Here is an 18019-nt window from a genome sequence, read left to right as displayed (position 1 = left end):
GCTCTTTGTGCTTATACCTAAGTTATTGGAACCACCCAGAATGACCCGAAAAACCGCCCTTGCCGCATTACTACTTGCACCTAGTTTTTCATTCGCGGCAACTGTCCTTTCTGCACCACCTGAATTAAATAATAAATCTTATGTGCTGATGGACTATGAGACAGGGCAAATCCTTGCTTCTAAAAATGAAAACGAAAAATTAGCTCCTGCTTCAATGACAAAAATGATGACCAGTTACATCATTGAACAAAAGTTATTAAGCGGTGAACTAACTGAAAATGAAAAAGTACGTATGAATGAGTCGGCTTGGTGTCGCGGCAGCAGCACTGAGTCATGTATGTACGTTCCGCTCAACGGTACTGCAACTGCATTAGAAATGTTACGTGGCATTATCATTCAGTCGGGTAACGATGCTTCTAAAGCTATGGCAGAACATATTGCTGGCAATGAAGGCACCTTTGCCCACATGATGAACCAAGAAGCGAAACGTATTGGCATGGTGAATACTCAATTCATCAATGCGACAGGTATGCCAGCTGAAGGACATTTCTCGACTGCCAAAGATATGGCGACTCTTGCGCAACATATCATTCATGACAGTTCAAAATACTATCCGATCTACTCTGAAAAAGAATTTACGTTCAATGGCATTAAGCAAGGCAACCGTAATGCCCTGCTTTATACTGACCCAAGTGTAGATGGTTTAAAAACTGGCCATACTGAAGAAGCGGGCTACTGCTTAACGACTTCAGCTAAACGTGGTCCTTTACGTTTAATTTCAGTGATCTTTGGTGCGCCAAGCATGAACGAACGTGCATCTCAAACACGTGAAATTTTAGCTTGGGGTTATGCAAACTTTGAAACTGTAAAAGTTCAACCTGCTAAACAAGTGCTTGCAAAAGCAAAAGTTTGGTACGGTAAAGACAATCAAGTTCAAGTAGGTCTAGCTGAAAACTTTAACGTGACGATGCCTAAAGGCGAAGCGAACGCCATTAAAACTCAATTGGTTGTTCAACCTAAATTGACTGCTCCTTTAAAACAAGGTCAAGTGGTTGGTAAATACGTTGCAACGCTTAATGGCAAAGTCATTGCTGAAAAACCACTTGTAGCTCTACAAAATGTTGAAGAAGCTGGTTTCTTTGCAAAAATGATTGATCACATCAAACAATTCTTTAGCAACTTATTCTAAGTTTGATGAAAACTCGATATTAAGACTAAAGTGAAAGCATCTAGATTTCGGTCTAGGTGCTTTTTTATTTTATACTGCCTAAAAACCTGTAGATGACTTTCCTATGAGCCAAAACATTCGCCCTTATTTAGACACTGTTCCACGTATTGCTGACTCTTGCTATATCGATGAAATGTCAGTGGTGATTGGCGATGTTGTATTGGCTGAAAATGTCTCTGTTTGGCCATTTGCTGTGATTCGTGGTGATGTAAACCATATTCGTATTGGTAAAAACTCTAATGTGCAAGATCACTCAATGTTGCATGTGAGTCATAAAAAAGCCGATAAGCCTGAGGGTTCTCCACTGATTATTGGTGAAGATGTGACAATTGGTCATCATGTAAAATTGCATGGCTGTACTATTGGTAATCGTGTTTTAGTCGGTATAGGTACGATTATTTTAGATGATGTAATTGTTGAAGATGATGTGATGATTGGTGCTGGTTCACTTGTCCCACCCAATAAAGTTTTAGAAAGTGGTTATTTATATGTGGGCAGTCCCGTTAAGAAAGTTCGACCTTTAACAGATAAAGAAAAAGCGTTCTTGCCTTATTCAGCGCAGAATTATGTGAAGGTGTCGGGGAATTATAAATAAAATAGATTTTGCATAAGATTTTTATGTAAAAAAATGAAAACTCAGGTAGGTCTAGCATTACTTGCTATTGTAGCAACTAATGAAAATATTTAGAGAAATGCAAGTGTTCTAAATTTATTAGAAAAAAACTTAAAAATAGAAAATGAAGTCTGTAATAAAAAAATTGTAAAAAGTCAGTTTAATCAAGAAAATTTCATCTTTAATTAAAGTTGAAATGCAAATGGGATATGAAGCCAAATTAGATGGCTGAATAATTTATCCAAATCCAAGATTTACAACACATACATTCACATTAACTTCGGCTGCTAGACGTATTTCATGAAAAAATATCTAATTTTAACTATTCTTTTTAGTACAGTTTTCACTATAACTGGATGCTCTAATGCACAAGAGATTCCAAAGAAAAATGAAGTTGTAGAAGAACAAAAAATATCCCTATCAGATGATATTATCATCCAAAAATACAGAACATTAATGAATGATATAGACATTCATAACCCTAAATCTAAAGAAAAATTAAAAAATATTTTATTAGATGTCAAAAAAATCCAAGCTCAAAATGAGCGAGAAAAAATAGAAATGAATATTTATCTCTCTTTAGAAATGTATCAAGAGGCTTATGAATTAAATAAGAAACAACTCAATGAGAGACCAACTCAAGCTAAATTATTTAAGCACTGTGAACTAATGCAAATTTTGAAGTATCCGCAAAATGACCTGCGATCTTGTCAGAGTAAAGTAGCAGAAGGTATAAGGAATGAATTAAATACTATCCCCAACGATGATCCAGCCTATCCGTATGCTAAATGGGGATACTTATTAGCTATGTATAAATCAGGACATGGTGAGTATAAAGAACAAATGGAAAAATTCATTAACTCGACTACAGATGAAACAATGAAGTTCCAATTTCAGGGTTCTTATGAAATGGCAATTGAAAGTAACAATTGAAATAGTGCATGTATTAATTATTTTTTAATATTAATCATATCCATATTACATAAAAAGCCTATATCAACTGTTCAGGGCTTTTTATGATTCATTGTTTCCAACCCCATTTATGAAACAGTGTTCCATAAATTTCTACGCTAAAAAATATCTCTCCAAAGAATTCACCTCCCATCATAGCCACCGCTCCCTAAATTTTGTAGAATAGCGTTTTTACCCCATGGTGCTTTTCTATGACCGCTTGGACTGCTCATGTCACTGTTGCGACAGTCGTTGAAAAAGACGGAAAATTCCTATTTGTTGAAGAACATACAGAAGGTGTGACCCATACTGTATTTAATCAACCTGCAGGTCATGTCGAAGCTGGCGAAACCATCATTGAAGCAGCCATTCGAGAAACCATGGAAGAAACAGGTCATGATGTAGAAATCACGAACTTTCTAGGCATGTATACTTATACTCCCCCGATGTTCCCTGATCGTACTTATTTCCGTTTCTGTTTCTTAGCTAAAGACATTCAGTACCATTCCGATGCACAGTTAGACACAGGTATTGTCGGTGCAGTATGGATGACGCTTGATGAACTCACTGAGTCTGCCCGTGCGCGCAGTCCATTAGTCATCAAAGCTGTGCAAGATGCTCTTTCAGGTCAAAAATTTCCTTTATCGCTCATTTACGAGCATCAAAATTCTCCCTTAATTTCAAATTTGGATGCTTAATCCTATGCAACAACGTGTCATCGTCGGTATGTCTGGTGGTGTAGATTCTTCTGTATCTGCAGCACTTTTACTTCAACAAGGTTATCAAGTTGAAGGTCTTTTCATGAAAAACTGGGAAGAAGATGACGGCACGGAATACTGTACGGCAATGGAAGATCTTGCCGATGCTCAAGCCGTTTGTGACAAAATTGGTATCAAACTTCATACTGCAAACTTTGCAATGGAATATTGGGACCGTGTCTTTGAGCATTTCTTAGAAGAATATGCCGCAGGTCGTACACCAAACCCAGATATTCTCTGCAATAAAGAAATTAAATTCCGTGCATTTCTAGACCATGCTGTGAACTTAGGTGCTGACTTTATTGCGACAGGCCATTATTGCCGCCGTGGTGAAACACTAAAAAATTCACGTGGTGAAGAGTATGCCCCTCTACTGCGTGGCGTAGATCAAAATAAAGACCAAACCTATTTCCTACATGCAGTGCATGGTCGTGAAATTAACAAGACCTTGTTCCCTGTGGGTGAAATTGAAAAACCACAAGTACGTAAAATCGCTGAAGAATTAGGTCTAATCACCGCGAAGAAAAAAGATTCAACAGGAATTTGTTTTATTGGCGAACGTCGATTTAATGACTTCTTAAAGCAATATTTACCTGCTCAACCCGGAAAAATCGTCTTAGACACGGGTAAAGAGGTTGGTGAACATCACGGCTTAATGTACTATACGCTCGGCCAACGTGGTGGCATCGGTCTTGGTGGTCTAAAAGGTGCTGAAGAAGGCGCTTGGTTTGTACTTCACAAAGACATTGAGGGTAACCGCCTAGTCGTTGGTCAAGGTCATGAACATCCACTCATGCAAAGCACCATTTTATGGTCTGAAGCGATTGATTGGGTGGCTGGTGAACAAGAGATTCCTGAATCAGGTTTCCGCTGCACAGCGAAAACTCGTTATCGTCAGCCTGACCAAGACTGTACATTATTTAAAGACTCTACAGCGCCAAATGGTGTGCGTGTCGAATTCGATGAGCCACAACGTGCTGTTACACCGGGTCAAAGTGTGGTGTTCTACACCGGTGAAGTTTGTTTAGGTGGTGGTGTGATTCATCATACCAATGCCCCTAAACCGGATTTTATTTCATAAGGATTGTTTCGGATGACAGAGTTACCGTTTCAACAGCCTCAAACTCTGAATACTCGCCAAAATCGCGCATTGGCGTTAGCTGCTGTTTTTCAAGCGACGCAGCTAACCCATATGACCGCATTGACGGGTACGCAAAGTATTGGTGAAAGCGGTAATTTTTATTTTGAACATCTCATCAAAGCCAGTTTGAATATCCGCCCTAAATCCAATCAGTCCAATCAAACGCTCGATTTTTTTGATAAATTGGCGGATATTTCTCTCGGTTTAAAAACTTTAGAAAGCAGCATTACCCAGCCATTTAACACTTCCCCAAAATCTAGATTGCCTAAACTTGCCAATACCAAGCTGCCCATGACGTATGCGATGGCATTATTGCAGTTAGAAAAGAAAGTCTATAGCAATCCTAAATTTGTCGAAATCATCAAACAATCCCAACAAAAAATTCTAAGACAGCTTTCCTTTTTCGATAATAATTATTTACATCCAAGTATCATTGCCAATTTAGCGCAAACCTATATTGAAACTGCTGGCCAAATTAATCCACGTATTATGGTTCGTGGTAATGCCGAAGCATTTAAAGACACCTCTCATACCAATCGCATTCGCGCCACCTTATTTACCGGCTTACAAATGGCACATTTATGGCGTCAGCTCGGTGGTAGCTCATGGGGTATGATTTTCAGTAAGCGCAAGCTACTACAAGATATTCAAGATCTTGCCCGTTTACAGTATCAGGTGGTTTAACTGATGCAGTACGGGCTTTTTGTTTTACGTTTAATTCCAAAATTTAAGGAATCGCTATGAACGCTTTAACCGCACTTTCTCCATTAGATGGACGTTACGCAAGCAAATGTGATGCTCTACGTCCCTTCCTCTCTGAGTTTGGTTTAATCCATGCTCGTGTGACTGTTGAAGTGCGTTGGTTACAAGCGCTTGCAAACCGTCCTGAAATAACTGAAGTTCCAGCGTTCAGTGCTGAAACTAACGCTGCGCTTGATGCAATTGTTGCGAACTTCTCTGAAGACAATGCAAACCGCATTAAAGAAATTGAACGTACAACAAACCATGACGTAAAAGCAGTTGAGTACTTCTTAAAAGAGCAAATCGCACATATCGATGAGCTTAAAAATGCAGGCGAATTCATTCACTTTGCATGTACATCAGAAGACATCAACAACTTGTCTCATGCTTTAATGCTTAAAAATGGCCGTGAAGTTTTAGTTGCAGCAATGCAGCAAATCATCGATTCAATTGTTGCTTTGGCTGAACAACACGCTGAACAACCAATGTTGTCTCGTACACATGGTCAAACTGCAAGCCCAACAACTTTGGGTAAAGAAATGGCGAACGTGGCTTACCGCCTTGCACGTCAAATCAAACAATTCAAACAAGTTGAATTACTTGGTAAAATCAATGGTGCAGTAGGTAACTACAACGCGCACTACTCTGCTTACCCTGAAATTAACTGGCCTGCGCATTCACAAGCATTTGTTGAATCTTTAGGCTTAAAATTTAACCCGTACACCACTCAAATCGAACCACATGACTACATGGCGGAACTTTTTGATGCGCTACGTCGTTTCAATACGATTTTGATCGACTTTAACCGTGACGTTTGGGGCTATATCTCACTTGGTTTCTTCAAACAACGTTTGAAAGAAGGCGAAGTTGGTTCTTCAACGATGCCGCATAAAGTAAACCCAATTGACTTCGAAAACTCTGAAGGTAACTTAGGTATTGCAAATGCAGTACTTGCGCATTTAGGCGAAAAACTTCCTGTATCTCGTTGGCAGCGTGACTTAACTGACTCTACTGTTCTTCGTAACATGGGGGTTGGTTTTGCACAAAGCTTGATTGCATTTGAAGCTTGCTCTAAAGGTATTGGTAAACTTGAATTGAATGCTCAACGTATTCTAGAAGACCTAGACCATGCGCAAGAAGTACTTGCAGAACCAATTCAAACTGTTATGCGTCGTTATGCAGTTGAAAAACCATACGAAAAACTTAAAGCCCTCACTCGTGGTCAAGCAATGACTCGCGAAATGATGGTTGATTTCGTAAATGGTAACGAATTAGAAGCTGTTCCAGCTGCTGACCGTGCACGTCTTGCTGAAATGACACCTGCAACATATACAGGTAATGCATCAACTCAAGCAGCAAACATTAAAGATCTTATTTCTAAAATCTAATTTTAGATAGATCAAAAAAACGAGGCATCATGCCTCGTTTTTTGTTTCCACCTATATACTCCTACTCCCTTTGGGATGAAGAGCATGCTCCGCAAGGAGATAGAAAATTTAGACGTAATTTTATTCTGCAGGGCAATATTTCGCCCAATCATCTTTCATCCGTTGTAATTCGCAGCCTGTTAAAACATCTGAATAATAAACATAATATGTGGCATCGGAATATTGAATCTCATGGCGAAACATCATGCCGCGCAAAGACACAGAGAGCTCTTCTGGAAAATCATCTGTTAAATTAAGTTCTTCAAACTCATAGTTAAAATAACAATTTTGAGTCGCAATAAATGCCTCAACAACAGCCATAGTCACGTCCAAATATATAAACTTCGATATTCATCTGAGTTTAATACAATCTTTTTAAAAATACTTATCCCCAGCCGCAAACTAAAGACATTTGAAAAAATAATGCACAAATTCTAGCGCCGTCTAACTAACACTTTTCATCGCATTATGGCTATACTTGCCGCGAATTATAACCACTGCACACCGATAAAAATTTTGAGCTTTGCCTTTTCATGATTGATTTCAAATTAAAACTTAAGCACATCTTAGCTTTTGCATTATTAACTCTTGCCATTGTGATCGCCAGTATCCAACCTTTAGAAATGGAAGCGTATATCCTCCATCAAATCGGCACAGCGTTTATGCTGATCGTGTTGCTCGTTTTCCTCTATAAATTAGGGCTAACTTTCAGAACAGTTTGTCTGTATCTTGGCTTTTTACTGATTCATGTCATTGGTGCCCATTATTTATATTCTTATGTACCCTATTCTGAATGGACACAAGCTCTCCTCGGTTTCAACCTTGATCAAAGCATGGGATGGAGTCGGAACATGTATGATCGGCTTGTACATCTTGCCTATGGATTGCTGCTCTACCCGTTCTTTTATCGCATATTTCAAATCTGGCTACCGCAGTTAAAAGCCGGAACACTCTTTGTATTGGTCGTACAATTCGTCATGGCGACCAGTTTATTTTATGAATGGATCGAATGGCTGATTGCCATTGGCTTATCACCAGAGGACGCTGAAAATTACAATGGGCAACAAGGTGATATTTGGGATGCGCATAAAGATATGCTGCTTGCAACATTTGGTGCGATGATCACTGGCGGCCTTTTATATTTCAATCTGAAAAAATCTTAAATAAAAAAGCACTCATCCGAGTGCTTTTTTATCGCTATATTCATGAATGGATGTATTAATAATTAATAGAGTGGTAGCACATTTAAGGATTGATCTAACGGATCTAATGTGCCCCATGCTGTTTGGAACGCTGCATTCGAAACTGCTGTCCCACCCGATACAGGATTGATGGACGCATTTAAATAAGATGAATCATCTGATATTACATCAAGAGCATTGTTGGGTTCAGGATTGCTCAATAAGCCGTTCAAATTGATTTGATCATCAGAAATAAAAGAGCTTGTTTCGTTTAAGCCAAAGCTCGAAACACTGTGCTGTGCAAGTACATTGAACACACTATTATCATCTGTTAACATTGATGCTTGATCATGTAATTCATCCGAAGCCTGCTCTTCTGACATCAAGAATAAACTCGCTTTGGCAACTGTCATCGCTTCAACGGTAAAATCAAATGCTGAGCTTTTGGCACTGGTATTTCCAGCCGCATCCGTTTGGGTAAAACTATAACTGTACTTGCCTGCGGCTAAATCAGACTCTGGTGTATACAACCATTTCCCACTGGTATCTGCTTTGACCGTTGCCACTGCGACGCCATTTTTATAAATGGTGATCGTGGCATTTGCCTCACCTTTGCCTTCAAAACTTGGGGTTGAATCTTGAGTGCTCTCCCCCTGTTTAATGGTGAGCTTTGTCGTCTCGCGATCATCATACACAGTCGTCAATGTCGGCGCGGATGGCGCAATGGTGTCCTTTGTACCAATCACTTGCGTGCTCTTTGAGCTATTGCCAGCGGCATCTGTCGCAGTCACTTGGACAACATTATTATCTGTTACTGCGCTGCTTAATTTCACCGTATAGCGACCATCGTCACCTACAGTTGCAGTACCAAGCGTATTTCCTGCACTGTTTTTAATGGTAATTTTGGCACCAATTTCAGCGCTTCCCGACACTTCTGTACCATCTGTATTGATTATTGCTGTTGGTGCAACGGGTGCCGTATTATCCGTTCCAGCAGTGACATTTAAAGGTAACGATTGATTCCCTGCTGCATCAACCACAATAATAGTTGTCTTATTACTATCCGACAGTACTGGGGACAATGTCAGTTTAAATTGACCATTGGCATCTACTGTAGTGGTGGCGATGACTTGTGAATTTGCGTCTAATATTTGAATGGTGCTGTTAGCTTCAGCCGTACCAACCAGTTCAGTTCCGGCTTTATTCACTTCAATCTTAGGTTGATCAGGTCGAAGCGTATCTTTGCCCATCTCAACTGACTGCACTTCAGATTTGTTGCCGGCTTTATCTTCTACAATGACTTTAGCCGTCTCACCTGCTTGTAAAGTATTACTTAATGCAATGGAGAAATTGCCATCACTTGCCGCAGTCACAGGCCCACCTAAAAGCGTTGTGCCATCTGCAGCATAAACATAAACTTTTGCACCCGCTTCGGCAAAACCAGAGACAAACTTACCGCTTTCATCCACTTGTGCATTTGCCGCGTCCGGCGAAATTGTATCTTTACTACCCGTCAATATCGTCGATTGTGAACTATTTCCCGCCTTGTCTTTCGCGTACAAAATTACGCGATTGCCGTCTGTAATCGCGACATCCAAAGTAATTTTATAGTTGCCATCGGCATCTGCTTTAGATTGACCAATCGTATTGCCTTTCGCATCTACGATATAAACCGTTGCACCAGCTTCCGCCTTGCCGGACACGACTTTTCCATCACTATCAAAACTTCCAGTTGGCGTACTTGGTGCTGTTTTGTCATTGCTAGAGGATTTATCATCTTCTTTGTCAAATGCCAATAGATATACCGCTTCTGCACCCAAGATCGCCAATCCTGCCTTAAGTAGTGATGGTGAACCATCATCTTCACTTGCAACTTCCGTAGCTTGAGCAGGCGTTGTCACCTGATTTAACTGTGTCGATGCAGATAAAGGCTGCGCAAACTCATTCACAGAACGATAGCTCACCGTTTTGCCATCGACATCCATTTCGACTAGCTCAAATTGCTGTGGCCCACTAAGTAAAACCAAAGAATTATCAGAGCCAAAGTTATCTGTATAAAAATGATCAATCACGATCTTTTGACCATTTTTCAGGGTAATCACACATTGATTTCCGACCCGATGGATCGACTGAATATCGGCTGGCTTAAGTTCTAACTGAATAACGGACGGTTGAGATATTTGTATTTTTGTGGCCTGAGTTTCTTTTAAAATCGTTTGATCTTTCTTTGATATCACGACAATTTTTATCATTTCGCCCTCAGTGTTATTATGTAATAAACATCTAATAAATAATTAGTTAAGTACCTTATCAAATTGGTGCTAAACAGACAAACCCTAATATATAATTATTTATTGAGTAATTTTGGCATAAAAAAAGCCAATGTAATATATGAGTTGATTCGTATTACTAAGTATTGGGTGATCTTCTAGACTCATAAAAATATAGGGTTTAAAAAGACAACATATGCTAAAAGTTAAGCTTCTAACTACCTAAAATGCTATTTTACTAGGAGCACTCTTCCAGTCCCAGAATAATTATTCACACATTATAATTAAACAAAAAAGAACCGTATTATTTATTTCATTCATGAGAATTATCATGTTTCGAACACTGACTAAAATGGCTATTTCTTGAATGATAAAAATTAATATTCCATTCTTCATCCAATTGTCTAATGATATCCCCCTCTTCATTATCTACATTTTTAATTAATATCTTCGGGGGAATAATCTCTAACTGGCGACGATTTTGACAATAAATATATGACTGGGCCATTTTTTTCAGAAAAACCCATTCGTTTTTCTTCAAAATTTCATCATGATAAATTAAAAAATCAGCGATACTGAAATCTTTATAATGGATACTATAAAGTACATCATGCGAGGAGTAAGAACTATAACTTCCTTCCAATATTAGAATATTGCCAAAAATTTCTTGGGCCTTTTGCTTCAATTCTAAATTTATTGGGTGTTGGCTATCCGTTATTTTAATTTCCTCAGACTGCGGATTATTAGAAATATAGTTAAAAACTAAAAAAGAAGTAAGGATAAAAAATAATAATATCAAACGAAAATTAAATACAGATTTCAGTTTTAAAGCCCTTTATTTGAGAAACCCAACCATTAAAAGCCAATCTTTGGATTGGCTTTTAAACTTAAAGAATTAAAGCTTTGGATCACGCAACTGTACGAGACTCGAATTGGCTTTACTCAATGACTCCATTACTTTAGACATGACAGCAGGCACCAATGAGTCCGCAATTTGTGCTGCCTGTAAGCCCAACTTCTCACCAAGGGTTGGCTTTTTGCGGGTTTCAATCATATATACATCATGTTGTGGCATGAGACTTAATAGATATTCATCTGACGTTTGCAGTTTATCGACTAGATTAAGATCAATGGCATCTTGCCCATACCAATGCTCACCTGTTGCAACTTTATCGACATTAAGCTGAGGACGGTATTTTTCAACAAAGTGTTTAAACAAGTTATGGGTTTGCTGCAACTCTTCTTCAAATTTGGCTTTACCTTCAGCCGTATTTTCACCAAACATCGTGACGGTACGTTTGAACTGACCTGCTGTATACAGTTCAAAATCGATATGTTTTTCTTTCAATAAACGGTTAAAGTTTGGCACTTGTGCAACCACGCCAATCGATCCCACAACTGCAAATGGAGCTGAAACAATTTCATTTGCAATGCAGGCCATCATATAGCCACCACTTGCAGCAACTTTGTCCACACAAATGGTTAAGTTAAATCCAGCATCACGTAAACGTACCAATTGTGCTGCAGCCAGACCATAGCCATGCACCATCCCGCCTGGACTTTCTAAACGTAAAACTACGCGGTCGCGCCCAGCTTTTGCTGTCGCTAAGATTAGGGTAATTTCTTCACGCAGGCTTGTCACCGCAGATGCAGCGGTATCACCATTAAAATCGATAACATAAATTTTTTGGTTATTCTTTTTACGTGCGCGCGCTTCTTTTGATAATTGTTGGCTTAGTTGCAGCAGCTCAAGTTTAGATGCAGTGGTTTGCGCAATTTTTTTTCGTTGTTCATTAATACGTGCATTTAAATGGCTTACACGAATTTCCGCAGGCAACTTGGGATTATGAAATAGCATAAAATTGAAACTCATTTAATTCATATTTATGTTGTATAACATGTGGGTTGCATCACAAAAATTCAATCTATTTTTTGAAAATAATTCTCATTGAGCCAAATTGAGCATTTTATTTTTATCAAGACTTTTTGACCTAATTATTGACTTCATAAAAAAAGAGCCTTTCGGCTCTATTTTTAAACCGATTAGATTAACCAAAACGCCCGGTAATATACGCTTCAGTCAATTGATGATCCGGTTGAGTAAAGACTTTTTCAGTGGAATTCACTTCAATCAAATCACCCAAATGGAAATATGCGGTACGGTCAGATACACGTGCTGCTTGTTGCATCGAGTGCGTCACAATCGCAATGGTATATTGCGCTGAAAGTTCAGTGATGAGTTCTTCTACTTTTGCAGTTGCAATCGGATCGAGTGCTGAACAAGGTTCATCCATCAAAATCACTTCAGGACTGACCGCAATGGTTCGCGCAATACATAGACGTTGCTGCTGACCACCTGAAAGCCCCGTACCCGGTTGGTTTAAACGGTCTTTCACTTCATCCCAAAGCCCCGCTTTACGCAGGCTATTTTCAACTATTTCCTCCATGTCGTATTTATCACGCGCCAATCCATGCAGTTTAGGACCATAAGCGACATTGTCAAAAATTGACTTTGGAAATGGGTTTGGTTTTTGGAATACCATGCCAACTTGCGCACGCAGTAATACCACATCAAGATTTGGATCATAGATGTCTTGATTATCCATGAGCACTTGTCCTGTCACACGACAAGAATCAATCGTGTCATTCATACGGTTGAGCGTACGCAGGAAAGTTGACTTACCACAACCAGACGGTCCAATAAAGGCGATAACTTCATTTTCATAAATGTTCAGATCAATGCCTTTGATCGCTTCAGATTCGCCATAGTACACATGCACATCATTGGTACTGATTTTCACATTGCTCGATTTCGCATCTTTTTTCGCGCTAGATTGCGTATCGAATTGTGACACAAACGCAGTATTGGTTTTTTTTTGGCTGCCCTGAGCAGAGGTAAATTGTGTTTGTTCTGGATTCACGGACTTATCCTGATCTAAGGAATTCTTTTCTGTTGTAACGACGCTATTCATATAATGCCCTCAATTACCAGCGTACTTCAAATTTCTTACGTAACCAGATGGCTAAACTGTTTAAGCCGATCATGAGAGCAAGAAGTACAATGATTGCTGCTGCGGTACGCCCTTCAAAGAAGTTACGTAGTTCGTTACCTTGCCAAAGGAAAATTTGTACAGGTAATGCAGTGGATTGATCTAAAGGAGTGGCTGGTACACTTGCCACAAAGGCACTCATACCAATCAATAATAATGGAGCAGTTTCTCCTAGGGCTTGCGCAACACCAATAATTGCACCGGTTAAGATACCTGGTAATGCGAGTGGCAAGACGTGGTGAAATACAGTTTGTAAACGTGATGCACCCAAACCTAAAGCGGCTTGACGGATCGATGGAGGAACAGCTTTTAGTGAAGCACGTGTGGTAATAATGACCGTTGGCAAAGTCATCAAACTTAAGACTAAACCACCAACCACAGGAGCCGAAAGCGGCATATGCATCCAACCAATAAAGATCGCTGCACCAAGCAAACCAAAGACAATCGAAGGAACCGCTGCTAAGTTGTTAATATTGACTTCGACAACATCGGTAATCCAGTTTTTAGGTGCAAATTCTTCTAAGTAAATTGCGGATGCTACACCAATTGGAATCGAAATAATGATCACGATCAGCATCATAAATAACGACCCCATAAACGCCCCAGCTAAACCTGAAGTTGCAGGTGAGCTACGAGAGTCTGGATTCTTAAATATTTCAGTATTAAATGAGTTAGTAATAACACCATCAGCTTTAAGTTTATCTGCAAGTTGGCGTACTTCTGGGCTCAATTGTTGCTGTTCATCAGGCAAGCTGCGGTCAATATTACCAGCCAACCAGACATCGACATTAGCATCTGCAAGGATTTTAAAATCTTGTTTTTGACCAATCAATGACGGATCTGCCATTACCATGTCACGTAAGCGATAAGCTTCTGAACTTGTATATAAACTGTTGAGATCATCACGTTGTGAGGCAATCGCTGGATCTTTTGCTATGATGCCATTTACGATGAGCGCATCCCAATCCACCATGCCCATGTCAGTTTGCCAAGCAATGTAACGCTCTTGGAACTGTGCAGGTGATTCACCTTCTTTTTGAATTGGTTTCGCACCAACTTTGACAATGTTTGGATCAAAAAATACAGGTACCGTCATTGAGCTTTGCCAAAATGCAGGTAAACCTTTGGCTAAAATACTACCAAACAATAGCACGACGAAAAATAAACCAGTCACTACTGCACTAAAGCCCAAGACACGGAAGGTCTTTTCTTTACGATGTCTTTTCGCCAAAGAGTTTTCAATGATTTTCTTACGTTTTTCACGAAGCTCAGCGGCTGCATGTGAATCAAATTTTTGATCCATGTTTGATGTATTCGTCGTACTCATTCGTATTGCTCACGGTATTTACGCACAATGTACAGTGCAACAATATTCAGCCCTAAGGTAATCACAAACAGTGTTAAACCGAGTGCAAAAGCAACCAATGCTTGAGGACTCGCAAAGTCTGTATCACCTGTTAATTGGTTTACGATGGTAATGGTGACTGTAGACACTGCTTCGAGCGGATTAATGTGTAGTAAAGGACTGTTCCCTGCTGCAAGTACCACAATCATGGTTTCACCAATTGCACGAGATGCTGCCAATAAGAATGCACCGATAATGCCCGGCAAAGCTGCAGGTATCACTACTTGGCGAATCGTTTCTGATTTTGTTGCACCCAAACCGAGTGAACCGTCACGAAGCGCGCGAGGAACTTGAGTAATGATGTCATCAGATAATGATGAAACGAATGGGATAATCATAATCCCCATCACAAAGCCTGCTGTTAGAGCACTGGTTGCATTAATATCGAGTCCAATATATGCGCCAAGCTGTTTTGCAAAGGGTCCAATAATCATTAAGGCAAATACACCGTAAACGATGGTTGGAATACCTGCGAGAACTTCTATGGCAGGTTTTGCCCAAGCACGGAAACTTGGCTTTGCATATTCAGCCAAATAAATTGCAATCATCAGACCAACTGGAACAGCAACCAGTAGTGCAATACCACTAACCATGAGTGTGCCCCAAAGGAGTGGCAGCAAACCATAACTACCTTCGGCATTCCCTGATGTACTAAAACCTGGGTTCCATTCAGTGCCCAAGAAGAAATCGAGTGGACTGACAAAACTAAAGAAACGCATGGCTTCACTAAACATCGACATCACAATGCCAACTGTTGTCAGGATGGCGACACCGGAACATAATGCCAATGCGATATTAATAACTTTTTCGACTTGGTTACGTGCACGATATTTTTCTGCGATGCGGCGTTTAGCCAGGACTAAACCAATCAATGCCGCACAAATCACAACGGCCAATTTTGCATATGAGCCGATGCTTTCAATTTTCTTTAACTGTTCTGCTGCTGCAAGTTCATATGCAGCTGGCGTATCACTTACTCCAAAACCAGAAGCAATCGCTTGAACGCGGTCAACCATTACGCTTGTGCTTGCAGGATCTAAACCTAAACGAATATTTTCTGGGACATTATTTAAAATAACGTGTTGAAAAATACTTGGTTCAACTAAATTCCAAACAATCAAGATTAAAAAAGCGGGAATCCCACACCATAAAGCGACCAAAACACCATAATAGCCCGGTCGAGAATGCAGCATTGCTGAGTTATTCCCTTTACCTGCAAGTTTACGACTCTTGGTTAAGCCAACTTGATAGGCAATGGCAATAATCGCCAGTAACACACCAATGAGGAGCAGATTCATGTAATCTCCACTGTTTCTTCAATGACACATTTTGAAAAAACTGTTTCTTTGCAAAAAAACCAATGGCAGGTCGACCCTGCCATTGGCTAATTCCATACTTTTATTTAACAGCCTTACCCGCTTTGAAGTTTGCAAGTACCGCAGCACGTTCTTTGTCAGACATTGAAATCAGACCTGCTTTTTCAAGCTTAGAACCTTTACCAGATACTTTTTTGCTTACAAAGAATTCTGTAAATTCTTTCAAGCCTTTGATTGATTTAAGATGCTCACCTTTCACGTAGAAGAACAATGGACGTGATACAGGGTAAGAACCATTCAGAATTGTTTTCTCAGATGGCGCAACATTGTTTACTGTCGCTACACGTAATTTGTCACGGTTTTGATCATAGAAACCTAAACCGAATACACCTACAGCGTTAGGTGAAGTTTTTAAGCGTGCCAATGTCTCTGTATAGTCACCAGCAATTTCAATTACACGGCCATCTTTACGGAATGTAGAACATGCCTTTTTCTTTGCATCTTTATCTAGCTTCGCAAATGCTTGGTAAGTTTCACAGCCAGCATCCACCATTTTTTCTTGGAACACTTCACGTGTACCATGGTTTGATGCAGGAATAACTAAAGTGATTGCTTCGTTTGGTAAAGTTGGGTCGATTTGATTCCAACGTGTGTATGGGTTTGGAACCAATTTACCTTTTGATGGTAATTCAGCAGCAAGTGCAGCAAATACGTGCTGTGGGCGAAGTTTGAATGCCGCTTTTTTCGCATTTGAAGCAAATACGATACCGTCATATCCAACTTTAATTTCTAAGATTTGGTTAACGCCTGCTTTTTTACATGCAGCCAATTCAGTACCTTTAATTTTACGAGATGCATTTGCAACGTCAATTGTGTTATCGCCTACACCATTACAAAATTGTTTCAAACCACCTGAAGTACCGCCTGAACCTACGACAGGTGCTTTAAATTGTGGGAATGTATTACCAAACTCTTCTGCAACAATACTTGCATAAGGCAGTACAGTTGAAGAACCAGCAATTTGGATCGTGTCACGAGCTGCATTTGCAGTTGTAGCGACTGTTGCCCCAGTAGTGAGTACCATAGCAAGTGCGATATGATTTAAGCGCATTCTCATCTCTCTTAATTGATGCATTTATTGGAGTACGCCACTTTTGTTTTTAAAGTCTTGTACTTTTTCGATATCTGCATTTTGATTTTAGAGTATGACAGTTAGGTTACATCTTTATGACGCTTTTATGATAATTGATGATTGCACATTGATTTAAATATAATTCTTTATTTTTCAATACGTAATGAAATTTATCAAAGTATTGGTCTTATATATTTCTACTTTGATATTCGTAAGAATTCATATCACTGTCATATTTTGTCTTATTTTCTTTTTTCAAATTCTCCTCTTTTTCTGAATGATACACATTTGCATGTTCGATTTTTTATTTCCTCATATTCCAATAATTGAAATTTCATTACATTTTTAGTCCGCTCAATATGCAAGTTTACATAAAAAAAAAAGCCTAAAATGACCAGTAAAGCCAATGCGACATTTAATCCAGACTTGCCTGTGCATATGACTTTTGATGAACATGACTGGCACTTACTTGCAGAATATTGGTATCCGATTGCACTCGCTCGAGACATTACAGAACAGCCTTATGGCACCATGCTTTTAGATATGCCGCTCGTCATTTATAAAATGGGAGATGAACTGATTGTAGCTAAAGATGCGTGCCCTCACCGCGGCGTGCCTCTCAGTTTAGGCAAGAATGATGGTCAAGGCGTGGTCTGCCGATATCATGGCTTACGCTTTGGTGAACATGGTCATTGCAACCGTATTCCTGCACATCCAGAACAGAGAATTTCACCGCACTTTAATTTACGCACCTATGTAGCGGTAGAGCGCTATGGTTTGATCAGGTGCAATCTGACGGCTCATTC

17 protein-coding genes are annotated in these 18019 nt (G+C 39.6%); 9 read left to right on the top strand and 8 right to left on the bottom strand.

Annotated features, from left to right (window positions below; translation table 11 throughout):
- Positions 1 to 40 precede the first annotated feature (40 nt).
- The 7 genes from dacC (at position 41) to purB (ending at position 6820) form a co-directional block, all read left to right on the top strand.
- A complete protein-coding gene (gene dacC / locus AVJ20_RS03920) occupies positions 41 to 1189 on the top strand; it encodes a D-alanyl-D-alanine carboxypeptidase PBP5/6 (RefSeq protein WP_111884220.1) in 1149 nt (382 codons plus the stop codon).
- 103 nt (positions 1190 to 1292) lie between these two features.
- On the top strand, positions 1293 to 1823 hold the full coding sequence (locus AVJ20_RS03915) for a gamma carbonic anhydrase family protein (protein ID WP_111884219.1): 531 nt from the start codon (positions 1293 to 1295) through the stop codon (positions 1821 to 1823).
- Positions 1824 to 2141: 318 nt separating this feature from the next.
- Complete coding sequence (locus AVJ20_RS03910; RefSeq protein WP_111884218.1) at positions 2142 to 2774, top strand: hypothetical protein; 633 nt, start codon at positions 2142 to 2144, stop codon at positions 2772 to 2774.
- Between the two features lie 230 nt (positions 2775 to 3004).
- Positions 3005 to 3490 carry an NUDIX hydrolase gene (locus AVJ20_RS03905; RefSeq protein ID WP_111884217.1) on the top strand — a complete coding sequence of 162 codons (486 nt, stop codon included), beginning with the start codon at positions 3005 to 3007 and terminating at the stop codon, positions 3488 to 3490.
- 4 nt (positions 3491 to 3494) lie between these two features.
- The gene (gene mnmA / locus AVJ20_RS03900) at positions 3495 to 4631 is read left to right on the top strand and encodes a tRNA 2-thiouridine(34) synthase MnmA (RefSeq protein WP_111884216.1); all 1137 of its coding nucleotides are present in this window, start codon (positions 3495 to 3497) and stop codon (positions 4629 to 4631) included.
- Positions 4632 to 4643: 12 nt separating this feature from the next.
- Complete coding sequence (gene hflD / locus AVJ20_RS03895; RefSeq protein ID WP_111884215.1) at positions 4644 to 5375, top strand: high frequency lysogenization protein HflD; 732 nt, start codon at positions 4644 to 4646, stop codon at positions 5373 to 5375.
- Between the two features lie 56 nt (positions 5376 to 5431).
- Positions 5432 to 6820 (top strand): adenylosuccinate lyase, encoded by a 1389-nt coding sequence (gene purB, locus AVJ20_RS03890; protein ID WP_111884214.1) that lies wholly within the window; start codon positions 5432 to 5434, stop codon positions 6818 to 6820.
- Between the two features lie 120 nt (positions 6821 to 6940).
- Here the strand turns inward: purB and AVJ20_RS03885 are convergent, their stop codons facing one another.
- The gene (locus AVJ20_RS03885) at positions 6941 to 7180 is read right to left on the bottom strand and encodes a hypothetical protein (protein WP_111884213.1); all 240 of its coding nucleotides are present in this window, start codon (positions 7178 to 7180) and stop codon (positions 6941 to 6943) included.
- A 212-nt stretch (positions 7181 to 7392) separates the two neighbouring features.
- On the opposite strand from AVJ20_RS03885, the gene AVJ20_RS03880 reads away from it, so the two are divergent.
- The gene (locus AVJ20_RS03880) at positions 7393 to 8022 is read left to right on the top strand and encodes a DUF2238 domain-containing protein (RefSeq protein ID WP_111884212.1); all 630 of its coding nucleotides are present in this window, start codon (positions 7393 to 7395) and stop codon (positions 8020 to 8022) included.
- 62 nt (positions 8023 to 8084) lie between these two features.
- Here AVJ20_RS03880 and AVJ20_RS03875 read toward each other — a convergent pair whose 3' ends face one another.
- The 7 genes from AVJ20_RS03875 to AVJ20_RS03845 form a co-directional block, all read right to left on the bottom strand.
- Complete coding sequence (locus AVJ20_RS03875) at positions 8085 to 10292, bottom strand: Ig-like domain-containing protein (protein ID WP_111884211.1); 2208 nt, start codon at positions 10290 to 10292, stop codon at positions 8085 to 8087.
- A gap of 331 nt (positions 10293 to 10623) precedes the next feature.
- Positions 10624 to 11109, bottom strand: coding sequence for a hypothetical protein (locus AVJ20_RS03870; RefSeq protein WP_111884210.1), 486 nt, complete (start codon positions 11107 to 11109; stop codon positions 10624 to 10626).
- 96 nt (positions 11110 to 11205) lie between these two features.
- Positions 11206 to 12168, bottom strand: coding sequence for a protease SohB (sohB, locus tag AVJ20_RS03865; RefSeq protein WP_078190186.1), 963 nt, complete (start codon positions 12166 to 12168; stop codon positions 11206 to 11208).
- A 190-nt stretch (positions 12169 to 12358) separates the two neighbouring features.
- On the bottom strand, positions 12359 to 13282 hold the full coding sequence (gene pstB, locus AVJ20_RS03860) for a phosphate ABC transporter ATP-binding protein PstB (RefSeq protein ID WP_111884209.1): 924 nt from the start codon (positions 13280 to 13282) through the stop codon (positions 12359 to 12361).
- Positions 13283 to 13295: 13 nt separating this feature from the next.
- Positions 13296 to 14687, bottom strand: a complete 1392-nt coding sequence (gene pstA / locus AVJ20_RS03855) for a phosphate ABC transporter permease PstA (RefSeq protein ID WP_111884208.1) — start codon at positions 14685 to 14687, stop codon at positions 13296 to 13298.
- Positions 14684 to 16063: a phosphate ABC transporter permease subunit PstC gene (gene pstC, locus AVJ20_RS03850; RefSeq protein ID WP_111884207.1), complete on the bottom strand. Its 1380-nt coding sequence runs from the start codon at positions 16061 to 16063 to the stop codon at positions 14684 to 14686. Before pstC ends, pstA begins: the two co-directional genes overlap by 4 nt.
- Positions 16064 to 16163: 100 nt before the next feature.
- A complete protein-coding gene (locus AVJ20_RS03845; RefSeq protein WP_111884206.1) occupies positions 16164 to 17192 on the bottom strand; it encodes a substrate-binding domain-containing protein in 1029 nt (342 codons plus the stop codon).
- A 411-nt stretch (positions 17193 to 17603) separates the two neighbouring features.
- Here AVJ20_RS03845 and AVJ20_RS03840 point away from each other — a divergent pair.
- Positions 17604 to 18019, top strand: a 416-nt coding sequence (locus AVJ20_RS03840) for a Rieske 2Fe-2S domain-containing protein (protein WP_162689725.1), incomplete at its 3' end; no start/stop codon positions are given.

Origin of the sequence: Acinetobacter sp. CFCC 11171 (assembly GCF_003268405.1) — a bacterium.
Classification (GTDB): domain Bacteria; phylum Pseudomonadota; class Gammaproteobacteria; order Pseudomonadales; family Moraxellaceae; genus Acinetobacter; species Acinetobacter amyesii.
This window is presented reverse-complemented; position numbering and strand designations above follow the sequence as displayed.

Excerpts from the sequence above, each read along its gene's own strand:
- dacC (WP_111884220.1), top strand. The coding sequence starts at position 41 with ATGACCCGAAAAACCGCCCTTGCCGCATTACTACTTGCACCTAGTTTT.
- AVJ20_RS03915 (WP_111884219.1), top strand. The coding sequence starts at position 1,293 with ATGAGCCAAAACATTCGCCCTTATTTAGACACTGTTCCACGTATTGCT.
- AVJ20_RS03910 (WP_111884218.1), top strand. The coding sequence starts at position 2,142 with ATGAAAAAATATCTAATTTTAACTATTCTTTTTAGTACAGTTTTCACT.
- AVJ20_RS03905 (WP_111884217.1), top strand. The coding sequence starts at position 3,005 with ATGACCGCTTGGACTGCTCATGTCACTGTTGCGACAGTCGTTGAAAAA.
- mnmA (WP_111884216.1), top strand. The coding sequence starts at position 3,495 with ATGCAACAACGTGTCATCGTCGGTATGTCTGGTGGTGTAGATTCTTCT.
- hflD (WP_111884215.1), top strand. The coding sequence starts at position 4,644 with ATGACAGAGTTACCGTTTCAACAGCCTCAAACTCTGAATACTCGCCAA.
- purB (WP_111884214.1), top strand. The coding sequence starts at position 5,432 with ATGAACGCTTTAACCGCACTTTCTCCATTAGATGGACGTTACGCAAGC.
- AVJ20_RS03885 (WP_111884213.1), bottom strand. The coding sequence starts at position 7,180 with ATGGCTGTTGTTGAGGCATTTATTGCGACTCAAAATTGTTATTTTAAC.
- AVJ20_RS03880 (WP_111884212.1), top strand. The coding sequence starts at position 7,393 with ATGATTGATTTCAAATTAAAACTTAAGCACATCTTAGCTTTTGCATTA.
- AVJ20_RS03875 (WP_111884211.1), bottom strand. The coding sequence starts at position 10,292 with ATGATAAAAATTGTCGTGATATCAAAGAAAGATCAAACGATTTTAAAA.
- sohB (WP_078190186.1), bottom strand. The coding sequence starts at position 12,168 with ATGCTATTTCATAATCCCAAGTTGCCTGCGGAAATTCGTGTAAGCCAT.
- pstB (WP_111884209.1), bottom strand. The coding sequence starts at position 13,282 with ATGAATAGCGTCGTTACAACAGAAAAGAATTCCTTAGATCAGGATAAG.
- pstA (WP_111884208.1), bottom strand. The coding sequence starts at position 14,687 with ATGAGTACGACGAATACATCAAACATGGATCAAAAATTTGATTCACAT.
- pstC (WP_111884207.1), bottom strand. The coding sequence starts at position 16,063 with ATGAATCTGCTCCTCATTGGTGTGTTACTGGCGATTATTGCCATTGCC.
- AVJ20_RS03845 (WP_111884206.1), bottom strand. The coding sequence starts at position 17,192 with ATGCGCTTAAATCATATCGCACTTGCTATGGTACTCACTACTGGGGCA.